This is a genomic window from Streptomyces albus subsp. albus (assembly GCF_000719865.1).
Lineage (GTDB): Bacteria > Actinomycetota > Actinomycetes > Streptomycetales > Streptomycetaceae > Streptomyces > Streptomyces albus_E.
In genome coordinates this window covers 72,518-94,657 of record NZ_JOID01000012.1, presented here as the reverse complement: position 1 = coordinate 94,657, position 22,140 = coordinate 72,518, and the positions used below count along the sequence as shown (strand labels likewise).

14 protein-coding genes are annotated in these 22,140 nt (G+C 74.6%); 10 read left to right on the top strand and 4 right to left on the bottom strand.

All coding sequences use genetic code 11. The features are described from left to right. The first annotated feature begins 320 nt into the window (after positions 1-320). From IF83_RS0113950 to IF83_RS0113940, 3 genes are all read left to right on the top strand, one after another. Positions 321-1,760 (top strand): gamma-aminobutyraldehyde dehydrogenase, encoded by a 1,440-nt coding sequence (locus tag IF83_RS0113950; protein ID WP_030544478.1) that lies wholly within the window; start codon positions 321-323, stop codon positions 1,758-1,760. Positions 1,761-2,021: 261 nt separating this feature from the next. Further along, positions 2,022-2,795 (top strand): SAM-dependent methyltransferase, encoded by a 774-nt coding sequence (locus IF83_RS0113945; protein ID WP_030544477.1) that lies wholly within the window; start codon positions 2,022-2,024, stop codon positions 2,793-2,795. Positions 2,796-3,213: 418 nt separating this feature from the next. Continuing rightward, positions 3,214-3,804 (top strand): Uma2 family endonuclease, encoded by a 591-nt coding sequence (locus IF83_RS0113940; RefSeq protein WP_030544476.1) that lies wholly within the window; start codon positions 3,214-3,216, stop codon positions 3,802-3,804. Positions 3,805-3,876: 72 nt separating this feature from the next. On the opposite strand, the gene IF83_RS0113935 is transcribed toward IF83_RS0113940, so the two are convergent. After that, positions 3,877-4,902, bottom strand: a complete 1,026-nt coding sequence (locus tag IF83_RS0113935) for an adenosine deaminase (RefSeq protein WP_030544475.1) — start codon at positions 4,900-4,902, stop codon at positions 3,877-3,879. A gap of 304 nt (positions 4,903-5,206) precedes the next feature. Here IF83_RS0113935 and IF83_RS0113930 point away from each other — a divergent pair, with 304 nt between their 5' ends. After that, complete coding sequence (locus tag IF83_RS0113930; protein WP_030544474.1) at positions 5,207-5,668, top strand: bifunctional DNA primase/polymerase; 462 nt, start codon at positions 5,207-5,209, stop codon at positions 5,666-5,668. Here IF83_RS0113930 and IF83_RS0113925 read toward each other — a convergent pair. After that, a complete protein-coding gene (locus tag IF83_RS0113925; protein WP_051722771.1) occupies positions 5,595-6,332 on the bottom strand; it encodes a phosphatase PAP2 family protein in 738 nt (245 codons plus the stop codon). The genes IF83_RS0113930 and IF83_RS0113925 overlap by 74 nt on opposite strands. A 442-nt stretch (positions 6,333-6,774) precedes the next feature. Next, positions 6,775-8,124, bottom strand: a complete 1,350-nt coding sequence (gene gabT, locus IF83_RS0113920) for a 4-aminobutyrate--2-oxoglutarate transaminase (protein WP_030544472.1) — start codon at positions 8,122-8,124, stop codon at positions 6,775-6,777. Positions 8,125-8,785: 661 nt separating this feature from the next. Here gabT and IF83_RS0113915 point away from each other — a divergent pair. From IF83_RS0113915 to IF83_RS0113905, 3 genes are all read left to right on the top strand, one after another. Further along, complete coding sequence (locus IF83_RS0113915; RefSeq protein ID WP_078843466.1) at positions 8,786-11,098, top strand: ATP-binding protein; 2,313 nt, start codon at positions 8,786-8,788, stop codon at positions 11,096-11,098. Positions 11,099-11,290: 192 nt separating this feature from the next. Further along, positions 11,291-12,937: a PucR family transcriptional regulator gene (locus IF83_RS0113910; protein ID WP_030544470.1), complete on the top strand. Its 1,647-nt coding sequence runs from the start codon at positions 11,291-11,293 to the stop codon at positions 12,935-12,937. A gap of 268 nt (positions 12,938-13,205) precedes the next feature. Then, on the top strand, positions 13,206-14,651 hold the full coding sequence (locus IF83_RS0113905; protein ID WP_030544469.1) for an aldehyde dehydrogenase family protein: 1,446 nt from the start codon (positions 13,206-13,208) through the stop codon (positions 14,649-14,651). A 206-nt stretch (positions 14,652-14,857) separates the two neighbouring features. Here the strand turns inward: IF83_RS0113905 and IF83_RS0113900 are convergent, their stop codons facing one another. Then, positions 14,858-17,866, bottom strand: coding sequence for a glycoside hydrolase family 3 C-terminal domain-containing protein (locus IF83_RS0113900; protein WP_051722766.1), 3,009 nt, complete (start codon positions 17,864-17,866; stop codon positions 14,858-14,860). Between the two features lie 351 nt (positions 17,867-18,217). Here IF83_RS0113900 and IF83_RS0113895 point away from each other — a divergent pair, with 351 nt between their 5' ends. From IF83_RS0113895 to IF83_RS0113885, 3 genes are read left to right on the top strand one after another with little or no spacing between them, the layout of a single operon-like run. Further along, entirely contained in the window at positions 18,218-19,912 is a 1,695-nt protein-coding gene (locus tag IF83_RS0113895; RefSeq protein ID WP_030544467.1) for an extracellular solute-binding protein, read from the top strand. Beyond that, positions 19,909-20,931, top strand: a complete 1,023-nt coding sequence (locus IF83_RS0113890) for an ABC transporter permease (protein ID WP_107046767.1) — start codon at positions 19,909-19,911, stop codon at positions 20,929-20,931. The genes IF83_RS0113895 and IF83_RS0113890 overlap by 4 nt, the downstream gene beginning before the upstream one ends. Further along, on the top strand, positions 20,928-21,857 hold the full coding sequence (locus IF83_RS0113885; protein ID WP_030544465.1) for a carbohydrate ABC transporter permease: 930 nt from the start codon (positions 20,928-20,930) through the stop codon (positions 21,855-21,857). The genes IF83_RS0113890 and IF83_RS0113885 overlap by 4 nt, the downstream gene beginning before the upstream one ends. Positions 21,858-22,140 lie beyond the last annotated feature (283 nt).

Below are 22,140 nucleotides of genomic sequence, written 5' to 3'. Positions count from 1 at the left end.
GCACCGGGGTGGGACATGCGCCGTTTTTTCGTCCGATCGGATGGACGGCGCGCGGACCGTCCCCGGGGATCGGCACGGTCGGGCGGGGTGCCGTGGCCGCGGCGGGGCCCGGGGCGGCTCCCGGACGGCGTTTCCCGGCGCGGCTCCGTACGGGCTTCCGGGCGGGGTCGCGGCCCGTGCGGCGGGCGGGTCCAGGAGACCCCGGGGAGCGCGCCGGGGGAGGCCGCGGAGGCGGCCGGAGCCGCCCCCTGCTGCGATGGCCGGGCGAGCGTTTAGGGTGGGTGTCTCACCCATTGGACACCGACAGGGAGGGGTGGCACGTGACCACCGAACTGCGTCGTCTGCGCAACTACATCGACGGGGAGTTCCGGGACGCCGCCGACGGCCGGACCACCGACGTGGTCAACCCGGCCACCGGCGAGGTGTACGCCACCGCCCCGCTGTCCGGCGCCGCCGACGTCGACGCCGCCATGGCCGCCGCCGAGGCCGCCTTCCCGGCCTGGCGGGACCTGGTACCCGCGGACCGGCAGAAGGCCCTGCTCAAGATCGCCGACGCGATGGAGGAGCGCGCCGAGGAACTGATCGAGGCCGAGTGCCGGGACACCGGCAAGCCGCTCGGGCTCACCCGCTCCGAGGAGATCCCGCCGATGATCGACCAGGTCCGCTTCTTCGCGGGCGCGGCGCGGATGCTGGAGGGGCGTTCGGGCGGCGAGTACATGGAGGGGCTCACCTCCTTCGTCCGCCGGGAGCCGGTCGGTGTCTGCGCGCAGGTCGCGCCGTGGAACTACCCGATGATGATGGCCGTCTGGAAGTTCGCCCCGGCGCTCGCCGCGGGCAACACGGTCGTCCTCAAGCCCTCCGACACCACTCCCGCCTCGACGGTGCTGCTCGCCGAGATCCTCGGTTCCGTCCTCCCCAAGGGCGTCTTCAACGTCGTCTGCGGCGACCGCGACACCGGCCGGCTGATGGTCGAGCACCCGGTGCCCGCGATGGCGTCCATCACCGGCTCGGTCCGGGCCGGTACGGAGGTCGCCGCCAGCGCCGCCAAGGACGTCAAGCGAGTCCACCTGGAGCTGGGCGGCAAGGCACCCGTCGTCGTCTTCGAGGACGCCGACCTGGCCAAGGCCGTCGAGGGCATCACCGAGGCGGGCTTCTTCAACGCGGGCCAGGACTGCACCGCCGCCACCCGCGTCCTCGTCCACCAGTCCGTGCACGACGAGTTCGTCGCCGCCCTCGCCAAGGCCGCCGCGGACACGAAGACCGGGCAGCCGGACGACGAGGACGTCCTCTACGGGGCGCTCAACAACGCCGACCAGCTCGCGAAGGTGAGCGGCTTCATCGAGCGCCTCCCCGCGCACGCCAAGGTCGAGGCCGGCGGCCACCGGGTCGGCGAGCGGGGCTACTTCTACGCCCCGACCGTCGTATCCGGCCTGCAGCAGGACGACGAGATCGTCCAGAACGAGGTCTTCGGCCCGGTCATCACCGTCCAGCCCTTCACGGACGAGCAGCAGGCGCTGGAGTACGCGAACGGCGTCGAGTACGCCCTCGCCTCCTCGGTGTGGACGAAGGACCACGGCCGCGCCATGCGCATGTCCAGGGCCCTGGACTTCGGCTGCGTGTGGATCAACACCCACATCCCGCTGGTCGCGGAGATGCCGCACGGCGGCTTCAAGAAGTCCGGTTACGGCAAGGACCTGTCGGCGTACGGCTTCGACGACTACACCCGGATCAAGCACGTCATGACGTCGCTGGACAGCTGAGCCGCGGCGCGGCACGCGACGTCTCCACGGCCGCGCCGGGGCCACGGCCGCCGGTCCGGGGCGGCCGTGGCGGTGCCGGTCCGGACGCGGATCCCGGATCCCGGGCGGGGCCGGGCCTCCGGAACCCGGCGGTCCCGGGCCGGTCTCCGGGCGGCCGGCGACCTTCGCCCGGATTCGCCGGGGGGAGCCGGCTCCGGGAGGCCGGCGCGGTCCGCGGATAACCGGTTTCGTCCCGCTCCCGCTGCCCGTAGGGTCCGGCGCATGTCTGCGAACGGTCTTCCGCCACGGCTGCCCCGCCTGACCTTCCACGGCCCGCTCTCCGAGGCGCGCGCCGCGCGGCTCGTCGAGCGACTCGGCCGGCACCGCCCCGCGACCGTCCTCGACATCGGCTGCGGCTGGGGCGAGTTGATGCTGCGCGTGCTCGGCGCCGTGCCCGGAGCCACCGGGACCGGTCTCGACATCAACGCGGAGGATCTGGCCCGGGGCCGGGAGAACGCCCGCTCCCGAGGGCTGGCCGACCGGGTGGAGTTCATCGAGGAGTCCGCGGCCGGGACCATGCGCGGGCCGGCCGATCTCGTGCTGTGCACCGGCGCCGGCCAGGCCCTCGCCGGGGACACCGAGCCGTCCGGAGTCGCCGTCACCGCCACCGCCCTCCGCGAGCTGCGCCGGCTGGTCGCTCCCGGCGGGCGCGTGTTCTACGGGGAGGGCTACTGGGAGCGCCCGCCCACCGGCGGCGAGCTGGCCGCCATGTGGTCCGGCGCCTCGGCGGACGACCACCACGACCTGGCGGGACTGGTCGAGGCGGCGCTCGAAGCCGGGGTCCGTCCCGAGTGGATCGAGACGGCGAACCGGGACGAGTGGGAGGAGTTCGAGTCCGGTTACCGGGCCGGTACGGAGACGTGGCTCGCCGCCCACCCGGACCACCCGCTCGCAGCGGAGACCCGCGAGCGCGTGGACCGGCAGCGCACCTCCTGGCTGACCGGTTACCGCGATGTCCTCGGCCTGGCCCACCTCACCCTGGTGCCCGCCGGCTGACGCCGCGATCCGGCCCGCCCCGTCCTCGACGGCCTCAGACGCGCTGGCAGGAGTACAGGACCAGGAACAGCACGGCCGGCCGTGCCGACGAGGCTGATCAGCAGCGAGCCGAGGCATCCGCTCCGGTTCGAGAAGAAGACAAACATGCCCGATCCATTTCATCCGTCGTGGCACCCACGGTGCCCTGGCGCGCCGGCGGCCGGCCCGCCCGTGCGCTTCCGCGCGTACCCGCCGCCAGCGGTGGCAGTCCCGCGGCGCGCTCTGCCCCCGGGGGTAACGCGGTGACCGAGGGTGGTGGGGCGGCGCCGACCGGCCCGCCCGCCTCCAGCGTCGCACCCGGGCCCGTGTCCGGTCCGCCGTGCGTATCGTTGTCCTTCCCGGCCACGCCGTGAGGAGCGTGGCGGGGAGGAGCGGCACCGTGACCATCGAGCTGACCGACAGGATCGAGATGGCCGACAGCGACGAGCTCAGCCTCGACGAGATGTTCGAGCTGCTGGAGCGAATGCCCGTCCCCGAGGGCTACAAGGTCGAGATCGTCGAGGGGGCCATCCAGATGTCGCCACAGCGGGACGCGCACTGGGAGATCATCCGCTGGATCGTCCGCATGCTGGAGGACCGGTTCGGGATGCACGTCAAGGTCAAGTCGGATGTGCGGATCGACTTTCCGGGCGGCCGCAACGGGTTCGCGCCGGACGTCGTCAAGCTCTCGGACGAGGCACGGCAGGATGCGAAGCGGCGCTGGAGCTGCGGCGACATCGAGTTCGTGGCCGAGGTGATCTCCCGGGACACACGGGAGAACGACTACGGCAAGAAGAAGCGCGCCTACGCCCGCGCCGGGGTTCCCGTCTACGTCATCGCGGACCCGTACACCGGTAAGTGCCACGCTCATGGCCGCCCCGAGGGCGAGGAGTACGAGAGCGAGCTCACCGTGGACTTCGGTGAGAAGCTCGACCTGTCCCCGCTCGGGATGGACTGGACGCTGGAGACCGACCAGTTCCCCCGGGACTGAGCCCACCGTGGGAGCGGGGGCGGCAAGAGGGCCCGCCCCCGGTCCGGAGCCGGGCGCGGGCCGTCGGCGTCGTTACCGGCGCAGCCACTCCGCCGTGTAGGCGTCGATCTCGGCGGCCAGCTTCGCCTTGCCCGCCGGGTCGAGGAAGGACGCCTCGACCGCGTTCTTGGCGAGGGCGGCGAGGCCCGTCTCGTCGAGGTCGAGCAGGCGGGCCGCGACGCCGTACTCGGTGTTGAGGTCGGTGCCGAACATCGGCGGGTCGTCACTGTTGACGGTGACCAGGACCCCGGCCGCCACCATGTCCTTCACCGGGTGCTGTTCGAGGTCGGTGACCGCGCGGGTGGCGATGTTGGAGGTCGGGCAGACCTCCAGGGGGATGCGGTGCTCGGCCAGGTGCTCCAGCAGCCGGGGGTCCCGCGTGGCGCTCGTGCCGTGGCCGATGCGCTCGGCGCGCAGGTCGCGCAGCGCGTCCCAGATGGTCTGCGGGCCCGTGGTCTCGCCCGCGTGCGGGACGCTGCGCAGCCCGGCCGCGATGGCCCGGTCGAAGTACGGCTTGAACTGGGGCCGGGGCACGCCGATCTCGGGCCCGCCCAGCCCGAACGACACCAGCCCCTCGCACTGCTGCTCCACCGCGATCCGGGTGGTCTCCTCGGCCGCCTCCAGGCCCGCCTCGCCGGGGATGTCGAAGCACCAGCGCAGCACCACGCCCAGCTCGGCCTCGGCGGCCGTGCGGGCGTCCTCTATGGCCTCGACGAACTCGGCGTCGGGGATGCCCCGGCGGGTGGAGCTGTACGGGGTCACGGTCAGTTCGGCGTAGCGGATGTTCTGCCGGGCCATGTCGCGGGCGACCTCGTAGGTCAGCAGCCGGACGTCCTGCGCGTCGCGGATCAGGTCCACGACCGACAGATAGACCTCGATGAAGTGGGCGAAGTCGCGGAAGACGAAGTAGTCGGCCAGCGCCTCGGGGTCCGTGGGCACCGGGGAGTCGGGGTGCCGGGAGGCCAGGGCGGACACGATGCGCGGCGAGGCGGAGCCGACGTGGTGGACGTGCAGCTCGGCCTTGGGCAGTCCCGCGATGAAGGGCTGCAGATCGGTCATCGGTCCTCCTGGGTACGGCCGGGCGGCGGGTGCTCCGGGGTGGCCGGAGCAGGATCATCGTAGGCGGGGGAACGGACGGGGCCGCCCGGTGGCCGGCCGCCCTCCTCGCGCGGGACGCGCACGGCACGGCCTCATTCGTCCGTTCCGGCCCGGAAGGGCGGCTTCCGTGGCCTTGGTGAGATTCTTTGCGGGCATCCGGGCCGTTATCGGGTGATCCGCCGCTCCGGCAGGTGTGACGATTGGCGGCTCCCGCTCTCTCCTCAACCGTCACGTCATCACATGGGGACACGAGGAGGCGCTCTGCATGCGCGACACGGGGGCGGACGACGGTGCGGTCGAGTGGCTCGTCTCGGCGGCACCCGACCCGGCGGCGTGCCGCCGGGAGTGGGAGCGGAATCCGCTGGGGGTGGTGCTGCTCCCCGCGGGCAGCCGCTGGGACGTCCTCATCCTGCCGGGGCAGCTGGGCTTCCCGGCGCTGGAGGTGCTCCGCCGCCGCATCGACCGGCCCGGCCCGGTGCTCGCCGACTTCGGGGACGAGCGGACGGGCTTCTTCGTCCCGCCGGGCACCGCCGAGCGCTGGGTCGGTACGGGGATGCGCGCCGCGGGCCGCGGCACCTGGGTCGTCGTGCCCTATCCGGGGGTGGCGACGGGCGGTGTGCGCTGGGTCGTGCCCCCCGACGCGGCGGGGACGCTCAACGATCCGGTGCTGCTGGAGCTCGCGCTGCACGAGGCCGCCGCCGGGCTGGCCCGCGGGAACGACCGGTGAGGGCACCGCTGAGGGCCCACAGCAGCGGTCCGAACAGCAGCCAGCTGCCCAGGACGTCCAGCGGCCAGTGGTAACCGCGCACCACCAGCCCCGCGCCGACGGCCGCGTTCAGCAGGAGTGCGAACGCCACCGCCAGACGGCGGGCCGCGGTCCGGCGCAGGTACGGCCACAGCAGCAGGGCTGCGGCGCCGTAGGCCACGGTGGCCGTCGCCGTGTGGCCCGAGGGGTAGAAGCCCTCGCCCGCGGCGAGCGGCAGCCCGTCGGGGCCCGGGCGGGCCGTCCACGCCTTGAGGGGGACGACGAGCGCGGGGACGGCAGCCAGCGCGGTGGCCGCCGCCGACGGTGGCATCCACGGATGCCGTGCGCCGGGCGCGTACGCCGTTCCGTCCGCCTCTCCCTCTCCGCGCGCGCCCGCGGGCGCGCCTTCACGTATCCGCCGCTCCGCCCGGGCGCGCTGCCGGCCGAGGAGGACGGCGATGACGGCGGCCAGGGCGAGCACGGCGGCGGCGACCGGCAGATGGCCGAGGTCCGCCGCGAACTCCGCGACGGCATCGCCGGGACTGTCGCCGTCCGGCCGGGCCAGGGCCGCGCCGGCGCGCTCGTCCAGCCCGCGCAGCGGACCGCCGGCCGCCACCTGCCAGGTGACCGCGGCGAAGAGCAGCAAGGACAGCAGGGAGAGCGGGGAGAGGAGGCCGCGGGGAGCCGGCGGCGCCGGAAGGCGGCGGAACGGCGGAAGCGGCCGCTCCGGAACAGGGGGGGTTGTTCCGAAGCGGCCGCAACGACCGGTGTGCCGCGCGCCCCGGGGGGTTTGGGGCGGGCGGCCGTCCGACCGGTGGAGAATCCCGGAGCCCAGGGCTCCGGTGTGCGCGAGGGCACGGCCGGTCCGGTGCTGGGGAGGCGCCGGTCCGGCGCCGTCCGCGGAGATCCGCGGACGGGGTGTTTCTCTCATCTGCGGACGACCGTACGGCACCGGAAGGCGGCCGGACAGCCGGATCACCCGTCCGCCATGGGCTCCGCACACATTCTTCACGGGGGAGGACTGTAGCCGCAGGTAACACCCCCGGCGCAGCCCCGCCGCAGCCCTGTCCGACGCCGTTCGCGCGGTCTCAGAGGCCGGCGAACGCGCCGTCGAGGATGTCCAGGCCCTCGTTCAGCAGCTCCTCGCCGATCACCAGAGGCGGCAGGAAGCGCATGACGTTGCCGTAGGTGCCCGTGGTCAGCACCAGCAGACCCTCCGCGTGGCAGGCCTTGGCCAGCGCCGCGGTCGTGTCCGGGGCCGGCTCCTTGGAGCCGGGGCGCACCAGTTCGATGGCGAGCATCGCGCCGCGCCCGCGCACGTCGCCGATCACCTCGTACTTCTCCCGCAGGGCGAGGAGGCGCGGCTTCATGACCTCCTCGATGCGCCGCGCCCTGGCGTTGAGGTCCAGCTCGCGCATGGTCTCGATCGCGCCGAGCGCCGCCGCGCAGGCGACCGGGTTGCCGCCGTAGGTGCCGCCGAGGCCGCCGCTGTGCGCCGCGTCCATGATCTCGGCGCGGCCGGTGACGGCCGACAGCGGCAGGCCGCCCGCGATGCCCTTGGCGGTCGTGATCAGGTCGGGCACGATGCCCTCGTCCTCGCAGGCGAACCACTGGCCGGTGCGGCAGAAGCCGGACTGGATCTCGTCCGCGACGAACACGATGCCGTTGGCCTTCGCGAACTCGGCGATCCGCGGCAGGAATCCCTTCGCCGGCTCGATGAAACCGCCCTCGCCGAGCAGCGGCTCGATGACGATCGCGGCGACGTTCTCCGCCCCGATCTGCTTGCTGATCATGTCGATGGCCTGGGCCGAGGCCTCCTCGGCGCAGTGCTCGGGGCCGGTGAGCCAGCGGTAGGGGTAGGCCACCGGCACCCGGTACACCTCGGGGGCGAACGGCCCGAAGGAGTGCTTGTACGGCATGTTCTTGGCGGTCAGCGCCATCGTGAGGTTGGTGCGGCCGTGGTAGCCGTGGTCGAAGACGACGACGGCCTGGCGCCGGGTGTACGCGCGGGCGATCTTCACCGCGTTCTCCACCGCCTCCGCACCGGAGTTGAAGAGCGCGGACTTCTTGGCGTGGTCGCCGGGCGTGAGCTCGGCCAGCTTCTCGCAGACCTCCACGTAGCCCTCGTACGGCGTCACCATGAAGCAGGAGTGGGTGAACTCGGCGAGCTGGGCGGAGGCCCGGCGCACCACGGCCTCGGCGCTGCTGCCGACCGAGGTCACCGCGATGCCGGAGCCGAAGTCGATCAGCGAGTTGCCGTCGACGTCCTCGATGACGCCGCCGCCGGCGCGGGTGGTGAAGACGGGCAGGACCGAGCCGACGCCCGCGGCGACCGCGGCGGTCCGGCGGGCCTGCAGCTCCCGGGACTTGGGGCCGGGGATGGTGGTGACGACGCGGCGCTCCTGCGGGAGCGAGGGGCCTCCGGTGGTCGCGGTCATGGTGATCTCCTCTGTCCGTGGCGGCTGGTCCGTGGCGGCGCTGTCCGGGGGCGCCGCGCCCCTGCGCGCGGTCGGCGGGGGACGACGCCCGCGCGGGGGTGCGGCAAGTCCGGCGGAATGCCCGGATCGGGCACGTACTCCGCAGGCTAGGGGCGGGCGGCGGCCCGGGGCATGCTCCGATCGGTAGCGCTGCGCGTGTCCCGTTGTCCGCGGCGGCACCTTCGCGGCGGACGGGGGGCCGGACGCCGGGCCGGGCGACGGCCCCGGGACGCGTGCCCGGTTCGTCCGGCCGCCGGTGCGGGAGAGGGCGCCGGGCGGGTGCGCGACCCCGGCGGAGGAACGGGGCCGCGGCGGGGCACGGTGCGGTGGTGTGCCGGGTTCGTCCGGCCACTGGCGCGGGACGCGTGCGGATCCAGCCCATCACGTCGGCCGGTACGCGGGCCGAGCGCCTGTGGCGGGCGCGGCGGGCCGGGGCGCGGGCCGGTGTCCCGGTGGGCGGCGTTCGCCCGTCGAAGAGCGGCGTCCGGTGCGTTTCCTCCCGCCCGAGGGGCTCGGGAGGAGTGCCGAACGCCGTGGCGGGGCGACGTCGTCCGCCTGGGCACTAGATTGAACGGGTAGGAACAGCAGGCCGGTTGGCGGGTCAGGGGGCGAGAGGCGGCAGATGGACACCGAAGGCGCACACGACGGCCGCCGGGGCACCGGGCACCCGGGCGCGGTACCGCCTCCCGCGGTCCCGCCCGCCGGCCCGCCGCCCCCGCCGCCGTCCGTTCTCCCGGCGCCCGTGCCGTCCCCGCGTCCGGTGGCCGGCGGAGCCCCGGCCGCCCCCGGGCCGCACCCGGCGGGCCCGCCCGCGCCGCCCGCGCCGGGCGGCCTGCCCGGCGGCCAGGACAGTTACGCCCGCCACGCCGGTCACGGCGGTGGTGGCGGCGACGGCGCGGCCCCGGGAGGCCCGCCCCCGGGAGGCCCGCCCCCGCCCTTCCTCGACTGGGTGCGCGCCCCGCGCCCCGAGACCCCGCCCGGCATCTGGCGCCACGGCCACCGGCCGCGGCCGCCGGAGGAGCCCGAGCGCATCCCCGGCCGCTCCCTGCTCAGCGGCGCCCTCATCTCGTTCCTCTGCGGCTGGCTCATCTGGTCGCTGTGCTGGAACGGCTACCTCGGCGACTACTGGCTCTGGCCGCTGCTGCTCTTCACCCCCGACTCCTGGCGCGCGGCGGGCGGCAACCACCTGGCGTACGTCTGGGCCGCGTACATCTACTACGGCCTGTTCGCCACCGGGCTCGTCGTGGTTTTCGGACGTCTCGGCCGCTGGCCGGAGCTGTACCGGCGCTGGGTCGCACCGCTGCTGCGCAGGCTGTGGGACGACGGGGACCGGCAGGCCCCGCCGCCCCCGCCGGAGGCCGACCCCGCCGAGTGGCCCGAACTCCGCTCCGGCGGCGCACCCGACGCCGCCGACCGGCTGGCCGCCGAGGCCCGCGCGGGCCGGCTGACGGACGTGGACTACGCCCGCATCCGGCGCGCCTGGACCGGAGTGAGCGGCCGGCCGGAGCGGCTGCCCGCCTTCACCGACACCGTGCTGCGGCACGGCGCCGCCGCCTGCCTCCACCCGTCCGGCGCCCGTGATCTGCCGGTCCGCACGGCCCGGCACGACCTGGCCGCCGGCCAGGTCCGCCTCGGTACCGCCGCCGACGACCGGCGGAACCCCTACCGGCACCGCGGGGCGGGCTTCGCCCTGGCGCCGGAGCTGCTGGGCACCTCGCTGCTCGCGGTCGGCCCGCCCGGTGCGGGGAAGACCGGCCGGCTGGTGCGGCCCGTGCTGGAGTCGCTCTGCCTGCAGGCGCTGACCGGCCGGACGGCCGTCGTGGCCGTCGGCGCCTCGGGTGCCCAGCTCGCCCCGGACGGCTTCTTCGACGTCGTCATCCGCATCGGACGCCCCGACTCGGCCCACGACCTCGACCTGTACGGCGGCACCACCGACCCGGACGAGGCCGCCGGCATCCTCGCCGAGGCCCTCATCGGCGACCTCGCCGCCGCCCACCCCGGCGGCGGCGCCCGCCGGGCCTCCACGGCGCTGGCCCAGCTGCTCGGCCCCTTCCGGGCCGCCCACGGCCGCTTCCCCTCCGTCCCCGAACTCCGCGAGCTGCTCGACGGATCGGCGGCCGCCCTCGGCGCGCTCCGCGGCGTCCTGAAGGACACCGGGCAGCTCGCCCAGGCCCGGGAACTCGACGCCCGCGAACGGCAGTCCGGGCGTGCCGACGACGCCTGCGCGCTGCTCGCCGACCGGCTGGCGCTGCTCGACCGGCCCGCCTTCGCGTCCTTCTTCGCCACCGGTGAGGGCAGTCGCCCCTTCTCGCTGCGCTCCCTCGACCACCCGCTGCGGGTCCGCATCGACCTCCCCGAACGCGGCCACGCCGAGGCTTCCCGCATCCTGGCGCGGCTGGTGCTCGCCCAGTTCACCGAGTGCGCCGCGGGCCGCGCCGACCGGTCGCTGTTCGCCTGCCTGGTCCTCCACGACGCCTCCGACACCGTCACCGCCGAGTCGCTCCGAGGCATCCAGCGGCTGCGCTCCGCCAACGCCGGGGTCCTGCTCACCCTGCGGACCCTCGACGACGTGCCCGAGGCGCTGCGCAGCACCCTGCTGGGCACGGTCGGCTGCCGGATGGCCTTCGCCGGGGTGACGACCTGGGACGGCGCGCGCTTCGCCGAGGTCTGGGGCAAGGAGTGGGTGGAGGCGCGGGACGTCACCAACCGGCAGATCATCACCGATGAACCGCTCACCCGCGTCGTGCACGTCATCCGGCGGCTGGTCACCGGACGGGCCGTCACCAGCGAGTCGGTGACGGTCCGTCAGGTGGAGCGGGAGCGCTGGTCGGCCTCCGAGCTGGCGCACTCGCTGCCGCCGGAGCACGCGGTGGTCTCGCTGACCACGGCACGCGGTGAGCACACGCCGCCGCTCCTGGTGGATCTGCGGAGCTGACCGGGGTGGACCGGAGCGGACCGGAGCGGACCGGGGCCGGCCAGGACTGCGGAGCTGACCGGAGCTGACCGGAGCGGTCCGGAGCGGACGGCGGGCTGCGCGGCATCCCTCCAATGAGGCAGAATCGGCCCATGCCGTTCATACGGGACGGCCTATTCGGTCCCGCGTCACCTCGCTTCCCGTGAAGGACCCATGCCCCCGACGCTCGCCTCCCTCGTGGCCCATCCCGCGCTCAAGCTCGCCGTCCGCGCGGGGGAGGAGCGGCTGGAGACGCCGGTCCGCTGGGCCCACGCCAGCGAACTGGCCGACCCGGTGCCGTATCTCGACGGCGGCGAACTGCTGCTCGTCACCGCGCTCAAGCTGGACGCCGAGAACGCGGAGGAGATGCGGGCCTACGTCCGCCGGCTCGCCGGGGCGGGGGTCGTCGGGCTCGGCTTCGCCGTCGGCGTCAACTACGAGGACATCCCGGAAGCGCTGGTGACGGCTGCGGCGGAGGAGGGCATGCCGCTGCTGGAGGTGCCGCGCCGGACCCCGTTCATCGCGATCAGCAAGGCCGTCTCGGCTGCCATCGCGGCCGAGCAGTACCAGGCCGTCACCGCCGGCTTCGAGGCCCAGCGCGAGCTGACCCGCGCGGCGCTCGGTCCGGAGGGCCCGGAGGCGCTGCTGGCCCGGCTCGCCGCGCACGTCGGCGGCTGGGCCGCCCTCTACGACATGTCCGGCGCCGTGGTCGCCGCGGCACCCGAGTGGGCCGCACGGCGCGCGGCCCGGCTGACCACCGACGTCGAACGGCTGCGCGAGCGGCCCGCTCCGGCCAGCGCCGTCACCGGCGGTACCGGTGAGGAGGACGGCGGCGCCGACCGGGTCGAACTGCAGTCGCTGGGCAGCGGCCGGCGCGCCCAGGGCGTCCTGGCGGTCGGCACCGGCGCCCCGCTGGGCACCGCCGAGCGCTACGCCGTCAACTCGGCCGTCGCCCTGCTGACCCTCACGGCCGAACGCTCGCGCACCCTGGCCGCGGCCGAACAGCGGCTCGGTGCGGCCGTGTTGCGGATGCTGCTGGCGGGCGAGCCGGACCACGCCCGCACGGTCGCCGGAAGTCTCTACGGTGCCCTGCTCGACGCCCCCTTCCGAGTGCTCGCCGCGGAACGCGCCGGCCCGCAGACCCCGGACGCGTCGCCCGCCGGCGGCGACGGAGCCGCGTCCCCCGACCCGCTCGGCCGGCTCGCCGACTCCCTGGAGACGGCCGCGGCCCGGAGCGGGGAGCATCTCCTCGTCGTGCCCGACGGCGACCGGCTGGTCGTGCTCGCCGCGGACGGCGGCGCCGCGGTCGCCGCCTGCGAGCGGCTGGCGGAGGAGTACGAGGGCGCGGGGCGCGGCTCGGCCCGGCGCCGCGGGGAGCGCGGTACGGCGTCCGTGGCGGCGTTCGCCGTCGGCCTGTCCGCCCCCACCGGGCCGATCGCCGCCGTGTCCGCCTACCGGCAGGCGGAGCAGGCGCTGTCGGTGGCCCGCCGCCGCGGCCGGGTGCTCGTCGAGCACGAGGAGGTCGCGGCCGGTTCGGTGCTGCCCCTGCTCGCGGACGACGCCGTTCGGGCGTTCGCCGAGGGCACCCTCCGCCCCCTCCGGGAGCACGACGCCACGGGCCGCGGCGACCTCGTCGCCTCGCTGCGCGCCTGGCTCTCCCGGCACGGCCAGTGGGACGCGGCCGCCGCGGACCTGGGCGTGCACCGGCACACCCTGCGCTACCGGATGCGCCGGGTGGAGGAGATCCTCGGGCGCTCCCTGGACGACCCGGACGCCCGGATGGAACTCTGGCTCGCCCTCAAGGCGACCAGCGGGGAGTGAGGCCGCGGGCGGGCGCGGGCCGGCCCGCGGAGACGGTGCCGCGGGTCCGCGGGCGAGCCGGCCGGCGCCGCGAGCCCGGCGGTCGGACCGGACGGCACGCCGAAGCGTCCTAGCCGTACCGGCGCACCGCTCCACCGCGGACAAACGCCAATCGGCGCCGCCGCCCCTAACGTGGTGTGCGGCACCCCGCACCCGCACACCGTGCCGCACCCCCGCAGGCACACCGCACCGCACCATTCCCACCACCTCGGAAGGGCCGGGATCCGCTGTGACCCACACCCACGCGTTCTGGCTGGCCGGCCGACAGGCGACCGGCGACGACACCCTCGATGTCACCTCCCCCTGGGACGGCAGGCTCGTCGGCACGGCGAGTGTCCCGACCGAGGCCCAGGTCGAGGAGGCGGTGGCCGCGGCGCACGCCGTACGGGCCGAGTTCGCCGCCACCCCGGCGCACGTCCGGGCCGCGGCGCTGGAGCACGTCCAGCGGCGGCTGGCCGAACGGGCCGAGGAGATCGCCCAGCTGATCTCCGCCGAGAACGGCAAGCCGCTCAAGTGGGCGCGCGGCGAGGTCGGGCGCGCCGTCTCCGTCTTCCGGTTCGCCACCGAGGAGGCGCGCCGCTTCAACGGCGGCGAGGCGCAGCGCCTGGACACCGACGCGGGCGGCGCCGGGCGGCTCGCGCTCACCCGCCGCTTCCCGCGCGGCGCGGTGCTGGGCATCGCCCCGTTCAACTTCCCGCTGAACCTGTGCGCGCACAAGGTCGCCCCGGCGCTCGCCGTGGGCGCCCCGATCATCCTCAAGCCGGCCCCGGCCACCCCGCTCTCCGGGCTGCTGTTGGGCGAGCTGCTCGCCGAGACCGAGCTGCCCGCCGGTTCCTGGAGCGTCCTGCCGGTCCCGAACGACCGGATGCCCGCCCTGGTGCGCGACGAGCGGCTGCCGGTCATCTCCTTCACCGGCTCCGGCCCGGTCGGCTGGTCGATCCTCGACTCCGCGCCGCGCAAGCACACCACGCTCGAACTCGGCGGGAACGGCGCGGCGATCGTCCTCGCCGACTGGTCCTCGGACGCCGACCTCGACCACGCCGCGAGCCGGATCGCGACCTTCTCCAACTACCAGGGCGGCCAGTCCTGCATCTCCGTGCAGCGCGTCATCGCCGACGCCTCGGTGTACGACCGGCTGGTGCCCCGGATCGTCGCGGCCGTCAAGGAGCAGGTGACCGGCGACCCGTCGAACCCGGCCACCGATGTCGGCCCGCTGGTCAGCGAGGACGCGGCCAAGCGCGTCGAGTCCTGGGTGGAGGAGGCGGTGGGCGCGGGCGCCACGCTGCTCGCCGGCGGCGAGCGGGACGGTGCCACGTACGCGCCGACCGTGCTCGCGGACGTGCCGTCCGATGTCCAGGTCTCCTGCGAGGAGGTCTTCGGGCCGGTGCTGACCGTCACCCGCGTCGAGGGCGAGGCGGCGGCCTTCGCGGCGGCCAACGACTCGCAGTACGGGCTGCAGGCGGGGGTGTTCACGCACGACGTGCGCACCGCCTTCCGCGCGCACCGCGAGTTGGAGGTCGGCGGCGTGATCATCGGCGATGTGCCGTCCTACCGGGCCGACCAGATGCCCTACGGCGGCACCAAGCAGTCCGGTGTGGGCCGGGAGGGCGTGCGCTTCGCGATGGACGACTACACCTATGAGCGGGTGATGGTCCTCACCGGCCTGGATCTCTAGAGCCCGCAGAATTCGCAGCACCCGCAGGCACCCCCAGCACCCGCAGCACCCGCGGGCCCGCGCCGGCCGCGAGCGGCAGCCGGCGCGGGGGCGAACGGCCGGGGCGCGCAGCCCACACGACGCGCCCCGGCCGTTCTTGTGCGGCCGTCGGGATACCGGCCCGGCTTCCGGTGTCTCACCCGCCCGGGAGACACCGCGGCACCGGGTCAGTGCCCTCCGGCCGCCCGGGACGGCTCCCTCGATGCGTCCCGGAGTCCGAAGTCGAGCCGCGCGAGGCGTACCGCTCCGCGCAGCGTGATCCACAGGTCCCGCACACCGCGCGGGGCGCCGCCCAGCGTAAGTTCCACGGCCCGGTACGCATAGGGGCTCTCGGTGCACGGGACGACGGCTTCGCCGAGCGGGGTGCCGTCGGCCAGGGCCAGCTGGATCCGGGCCTCGCCCGGTTCCGCGCGGGCCGCCAGCAGGACGGCGGTCTCCGGCGCGGCCGGGCCGCCGGGCGTCTCCGTCTCCGCGTCCGCCCCGTCCTCCGGGCCGAAGTCGCAGTCGCGGAAGAGCAGCCGGGCCGGGGCGGCCGGGTCCGCGGGGGCCACCGCGTCGCCGCGGGTCTTCGTCCGGTCCACCAGTACGGCGTTCTCGCAGGCGTCGTAACGGGCGGCTTCCAGGCCGGAGCCGCGCACCGGGCGCGGGGCGGGCGGCGGTCCGCCGAGGACGACGGGTGCCGTCAGCCGGATGTCCGCGGCGGAGGCGCCGGCCTGGAGTGCGTAGCGGCCCGGGTCGGTGGTCCAGCGGTCGTGCGCCACGTCCCAGTGGCCGAGCGCGGACACCGGCACGGTGAAGGCGAACCGTCCGGTCTCCCCGGCCGCGAGCCGGCGGCGTTCGTGGGCCACCAACTGCCGGTGCGGGCGCGGCACGCGCGGGGCCTCGGCCCGGGCGTACAGCTGGACGACCTCGTCGGCGTCCCGGTCCCCGGTGTTGGTGACGGTCAGGCTCGCCGTGAACACCTCGCCGTCCCGGGTCACGGTCAGGCCGTCGTAGGAGAAGGCGCTGTAGGAGAGGCCGTGGCCGAAGGGGTAGAGGGGTGTGCCGTCGAAGTAGAGGTAGGTGGCGCGGGCGCCGATGATGTCGTAGTCGAACAGCCCGGGCAGGTCCGTGTCGCCGGCGTACCAGGTCTGCGGCAGCCGGCCGGCCGGTGAGACGTCCCCGAACAGCACCCGCGCGAGTGCCGCCCCGGCCGCCTGTCCGCCGTGCGCCGTCCACAGCAGGGCGGGCAGCGCGGCGTCGGCCTCCGGGACGGCGTACGGGTAGCTGCTGACGAGGGCCAGCACGGTGCGCGGGTTGGCGGCGTGGGCGGCGCGCCACAGCCGCTCCTGCGCCGGGGGGAGCGCGAGGGTGGTGCGGTCCTCGGTCTCCCGGCCGTTGATGTGCGGGTCGTTCCCCGCCGCCACGATCACGGTGCCGGCCGCGGCGGCGGCGCGGGCGGCCGCGTCCTCGCCCCGCTCGGTCACCTCGACGGTGAACACCTCGGCCGCTTCCGGGCCTTCGCCCTCGCCGAGGGTGCGCAGCCCGTCCGGGGCGAGGCGGCAGAGGCGGCCGGACCCGAGGTGCCGGAGCAGCCGGCCGTCCCCCTGCGGTTCGAGGGCGAAGGTCTCCTGGACGACCCAGCCGCCGGGCTCCTCGGCGGAGGCCCGGACGAAACCGTCCGCGGCGGCGCTCAGGTAGTGCCCGTCCGGTGCGCGCAGGGTGAGCACACCGCCGCCCCAGTCGGTGAGCGCCAGTTCGGTGGGGTGCTCGCCGCGGGTGACCGGCGGGAGGTCCGTACGGCCCCGCGCGTGCGCGGGGTTGAGGGAGCCGGCGGGCCCGGCCGCCGGTCCGGCGTGCCGGCCGGCGGGGACGCGCAGCCAGCCGCCCGACGCGCAGCGCAGGCGCACCCGGTCGGCGCCGTCCACGTGCACGACCCGCCCGGGGCCGAGGCGTTCGGCCAGGGCGCCGCGCAGGGTGCTGCGGTGGATGAGATCGCCGCTGTACCAGTCGCGTTTGCAGGCGTCGGCCATCGGGCCGATCACGGCGACCGTGCCGGCGCCGTCCGCCGTGTCCCCGTCTCCGGCCCCGTCTCCGGCCCCGTCCGCGTCCCCGGAGAGCGGCAGCAGCCCGTCGTTCTTCAGCAGGACGACCGCCTGTTCCGCCGCCTCGCGCGCCAGCGCGCGGTGGGCCGGGGTGTCGACGTGCTCCGGGCCGAGATCCGCGTACGGATCCTCCTCCGGGGCGAACTCGCCCAGGTCGCGGCGCATCGACAGCAGCCGCCGGACGGCGGTGTCGATGTGGTGTTCCCCGATCAGGCCCCGCTCCAGGGCGCCGCGCACCCGGGCGATGGTCGGTGCCGGGTCCTGGTCGTGGTCGGTGAAGCTGTCCACCCCGGCCCGGAGCGCGGCGGCGGCCGCCTCCTCGTGGGTGGCGTGGTAGCCCTGCGAGCCGGCGATGTTGGAGGGCGCTCCCGCGTCGGAGCAGACGACCAGCTCCCGTTCCGTCCAGGTGCGCAACTGCTCGGCCAGATACGGCGAGAGGTGGTTCGGCCGTCCGTTGACGAGGCTGTACGCGGGCATGACGCCGGCCACCGCGCCCGCCTCGACCGGTCCCCGGAAGGCCGGGAGGTCGTACTCGTGGAGCACCCGGGGCGGCACGGAGGCGGAGGTGGTGTCGCGGCCGGTCTCGTTGTTGTGCGCCAGCCAGTGCTTGAGGACGGGGGCGGTGCGCCAGTACCGGGGGTGGCCGCCGCGGAGCCCGCGGGTGTAGGCGGTGGCGAGCGCGGCGGTCAGCGCCGGGTCCTCGGAGTAGCCCTCCTCGTTGCGGCCCCAGCGCGGGTCGCGCAGCGGATTGACCACGGGCGCCCAGACGTTGAGCCCCACCCGGGGGTCCCGGGCGCGCATGCCCCGCACCTCGGTGGACACGGCCTCGCCGATCCGCCGCAGCAGGTCCGGGTTCCAGGTGGCGCCGAGTCCCACGGCCTGCGGGAAGACGGTGGCCGGGCCCATCCAGGCGACCCCGTGCAGGGCCTCCTGACCGGTGCGGAAGGCGGCGATCCGCAGGCGCTCCACGGCGGGCGCGAACTGGTGGAGCATCGCGATCCGCTCATCGGGGGTGAGCCGGCCGAGCAGATCGTCCACGCGCTGCCCGCGCGTCGGCCGGGCATCGCGGTGGGACGGCGGAGCGGTGGACACGGACGGTCTCCTCGCGGCCGGGTGCCCCGAGGACCTCCGGGGCGGGGGGAGTGCGGAGCGGAGGCGCACCACAGGCGGAGCGGGCAGGCGCCATGAGGCATGGCATGCACAGCACGTGGCATTCGAAGCGCTTCGATGCTGCGCCCCGTGACCGGCTGTGTCAAGACGTAAAGCACCGGTCTTCTGCGCTGGTTGAGGTGTGGCAGCCGCCAACTCCCGCACCAACGGGCATTTTTGCGGCCACTCTTGCGTGACCCCACCCCCAGCCCTAGCCTCTGCGCCATCGAAGCGCTTCGACCACGCGGCCGAGGAACCGGTCGTGCGGCGGTTACGCCACGAAGGGTTGACGCAATGCCGAACTTCCAGGCCCCGGACCACGGTTCCGGCCGCCCCCGCCCGCACGGCAGACGGACGTTCCTCGCCGGAGCGGCCGCCGTCACCGCGGCCGTCGCCGGCGGGGCGCCCCTGCTCAGCGGCTGTTCCTCGGGCGAGAGCACCAACCGGGGCGGTACGACCAGCGGCAAGGACCTCAAGAAGCTGCTGCCCGCCCATGTGGCCTCCCGGGCGAGCGACCCCGACATCCCCAGCCGCAACGGCTCCAGCCCCGGCTTCACCCGGGCCCCGGCACCCGGGGACCTCACCGTCTCCGTCCGCGGCAAGCCCGGCGGCGGCGGCACGTACACCGCCTTCACCCCGCTCTGGGGCACCCCGCCCGCGAAGGACGCCGCCTACTACCGGGCCGTCAACGAGGCGCTGGGCGCCGAGATCCGCTGGCAGACCCAGGACGGCAACACCTACGGCGAGAAGCTGAGTGCCGTCCTCGCCTCCGACGGCGTCGCCGACATCGTCTGCGTCCCGCAGTGGGAGATGCAGGGCCGCATCCACGGCGCGATCAGCGCCAAGTTCGCCGATCTGGGCCCGTATCTCTCCGGCGACAAGGTGAAGAAGTACCCCAACCTCGCCGCCATCCCCACCGCCGCCTGGCAGATGTCCGTCTTCGGCGGGAAGCTGCGCGGCCTGCCGATGCCCGCGCGCCCGCTCGGCGGCGTCGTCCCCTTCTACCGGCAGGACCTCTTCGAGAAGGAGGGCTGGGAGGTCCCGGACAGCCCGGACGCGTTCCTCGCCCTCGCCAAGGAGATCACCCGCCCCGCGAGCAAGCGGTGGGCGTGCGAGGACATGTGGTGGTCCGCCCAGATCATCTTCGGCTGCCCGCCCGAGAAGCCGTACTACTGGACCGAGCGGGACGGCAGACTCGTCCACAAGGTCGAGACGGACGCCTGGCTCGAAGCCCTGGAGTGGACCCGCAAGCTCTACGCCGCCGGGGTCGTCCACCCGGACGCCGTCGCCGGCAAGGCCAACGACGCGGCCACCCGCTTCACCTCCGGCCAGTCGCTGATCATGAACGACGGCGACGCCAAGTGGTACGGCCTCACCTTCGAACAGGCCGCCGCCAACCCGGACTTCCGCATCCAGGGCATGGACTTCTTCGGCCCCGGCGGCGGCGACCCCGTCCTCTACCAGGGCGCCCCCGCCAGCCTCTGGTCGTTCCTCAACAAGAAGCTGTCGAAGGAGCAGATCGAGGAGTGCCTCGCCCTCGCCGACTTCATCGCCGCGCCCTATGGCACGCGTGAACAGCGGCTCATCGACTACGGCACCGAGGGCGAGCACCACACGATCGAGGACGGCGTGCCGGTGAAGACGGAGAAGGGCGTCAAGGAGGTCCAGGACACCTACCGCTTCATCGTCTCCGCCGAGGCCGCCGTCGCCTACCCCGACCACCCGCGGGTGGTGAAGGACTACTGCGGCTGGATGCAGCGGATGGGCGCCCACATGCGCAAGCCGCTCTTCTACGGGATGCAGATCCAGGAACCCACCCGGTACGCCTCCCTCTACACGCCGTTCGAGGACCTCGCCAAGGACGTGGTCCGCGGCCGCAAGTCGCTGCGCGACGCGCAGCGGGCCGTCGCGGACTGGCGCAAGGGCGGGGGCGACAAGCTGCGCGACTGGTACACGGAGCTGCTGGAGAAGAACGGCAGCGGGGTGTGAGCAGCGCTGTGCGCCCCCGTGCCGCGGGGGCGCCCCCCGACACGACCGCCCCGGGCGGCGGCAGCGACGGCGACGGCGGCCGCCCGGGCGCGCCCCGCCCCGCGCCCGCCTCCCGCCGCCGGTACCGGCTGCGCCGGGACCGCTCCCTGCTGCTGATGACGCTCCCGGCCGTCGGCCTGCTGGCGCTGTTCGTCTACGTCCCGCTGATCTGGACCACGGTCGCCTTCAAGGACTACGACCCGTATCTCTCCGGGCTGTGGGACAGCCCGTGGACCGGCTGGGAGAACTTCTCCCTGCTGCTGTCCGACAGCCGCTTCTGGGACGCGGGCGTCAACACGCTCGCCATCACCTTCCTCCAGCTCACCCTGTTCTTCCCGGTCCCCATCGCGCTGGCGCTGCTCCTCAACAGCCTGCTGAGCGAACGCGTCCGGGCCGTCGTGCAGAGCGTGCTCTACCTCCCGCACTTCTTCTCCTGGGTTCTCGTCATCACCGTCTTCCAGCAGATGCTGGGCGGCGCCGGGCTGATCTCCCAGCTGCTGCGCGCCCGCGGCTACGAGGGCTTCGACCTGATGACCGACCCCGGGGTCTTCAAGTTCCTCGTCACCGCTCAACTCGTGTGGAAGGACGCCGGGTGGGGCGTCATCGTCTTCCTCGCCGCGCTCTCCGCCGTCAACCAGGACCTGTACGAAGCCGCGGCGGCCGACGGGGCCGGACGGTGGCGCCGCATGTGGCACGTCACCCTGCCCGCGCTGCGGCCCGTCATCGCGCTGCTGCTGGTGCTGCGCGTCGGCGACGCCCTGACCGTCGGCTTCGAACAGATCCTGCTCCAGCGGGACGCGGTCGGGCCGGGCGCCTCCGAGGTGTTCGACACCTATGTGTGGTGGGTCGGCATCGCCAACGGCGACTACGGCGTCGCCGCGGCGGGCGGCCTGATCAAGGGCGTCTTCAGCGTGGTGCTGGTGCTGCTGGCCAACAAGGTCGCCCATCTGCTGGGCGAGCAGGGGGTGTACCGCAGATGAGCACGAGCACGAGCACGAGCACGAGCACGACCGCACCGCCGCGGGGCCGGCCCGTGTGGGAGGAGGAGCCGGGGCCGGTCGGGCAGGGCCTGAAGGGCGTCACCCTCGCCGGCGTCTGCCTCGCGATCCTCGGCCCGCTCTGGGTGGTCGTCGTCACCAGCCTCTCCGACCAGAAGACCATCACCGAGGCCGGCGGCCTGGTGATCGTCCCGAAGACCATCACCTTCCGGGCGTATCAGGAGCTGCTGAGCGGCGGGACGGTCACCCGCGCCACGGTCGTCAGCCTGCTGGTCACCCTGGTGGGCACGGCGATCAGCATGGCCGTCTCCATCCTGTGCGCCTACGGGCTCTCCCGGCCCGGCTCCCTGCTGCACCGGCCGATCCTGATGACCCTGCTGCTCACCATGTTCTTCAGCGCCGGCCTCATCCCCACCTATCTGCTGGTCACCGGCATCGGCCTGCAGGACAGCTACTGGTCGATGATCCTGCCGAGCGCCGTCTCGGTCTTCAACATCCTCGTCCTGCGGGCGTTCTTCATGAACACCGCTCCGGAGCTCATCGACAGTGCCCGCATCGACGGCGCGGGGGAGTGGCGCATCCTGCTGCGCATCGTGATGCCGCTCTCCAAGGCCGTCATCGCGGTCATCTCGCTCTTCTACGCGGTCGGCTACTGGAGCCAGTGGTTCAACGCGATGATCTACCTCAACGACGCCGGGAAGTGGCCGCTCCAGATGATCCTGCGGCAGCTCGTCATCAAGCAGGAGGCGCCGCAGGGCATGTCCCAGATGATCGCCACCCAGCAGGTCCCGGGACTGGCCGTGCAGATGGCGGTCATGGTGCTGGCGCTGATCCCGGTGGTGGCCGTCTACCCCTTCGTGCAGAAGCACTTCACCAAGGGGATGCTCACGGGCGCCATCAAGGGCTGACCCGGTCCCGGTCCCCCCTCGCCGGGGCCGGGTCGCGGCCCGCGCCCGCCGTCTCCTCCTCGCCACCGCACGGCCGTACGACCCGTCCACCGTCCTCCACGGAAGAAGGTCCCAGGTCATGCAGCACCTCTCCGCGCCCGGCGGACGAACCCCGCTCGCGGGCTCCCCCGTCACCGCCGTGCATCGCTCCCGTGCGGGCGGTACCGCCGGGACCCGCGCTCACGGCGACGATCCCGCACGCCAGGGGGCCCGGACCGGCCGGGCCGCCACCGGGGACCTCCGG

Coding starts and splice junctions, on each gene's coding strand:
- IF83_RS0113945 (WP_030544477.1), top strand. CDS start 2,022: ATGTCTGCGAACGGTCTTCCGCCACGGCTGCCCCGCCTGACCTTCCAC.
- IF83_RS0113935 (WP_030544475.1), bottom strand. CDS start 4,902: ATGACCGATCTGCAGCCCTTCATCGCGGGACTGCCCAAGGCCGAGCTG.
- IF83_RS0113930 (WP_030544474.1), top strand. CDS start 5,207: ATGCGCGACACGGGGGCGGACGACGGTGCGGTCGAGTGGCTCGTCTCG.
- gabT (WP_030544472.1), bottom strand. CDS start 8,124: ATGACCGCGACCACCGGAGGCCCCTCGCTCCCGCAGGAGCGCCGCGTC.
- IF83_RS0113915 (WP_078843466.1), top strand. CDS start 8,786: ATGGACACCGAAGGCGCACACGACGGCCGCCGGGGCACCGGGCACCCG.
- IF83_RS0113910 (WP_030544470.1), top strand. CDS start 11,291: ATGCCCCCGACGCTCGCCTCCCTCGTGGCCCATCCCGCGCTCAAGCTC.
- IF83_RS0113895 (WP_030544467.1), top strand. CDS start 18,218: ATGCCGAACTTCCAGGCCCCGGACCACGGTTCCGGCCGCCCCCGCCCG.
- IF83_RS0113885 (WP_030544465.1), top strand. CDS start 20,928: ATGAGCACGAGCACGAGCACGAGCACGAGCACGACCGCACCGCCGCGG.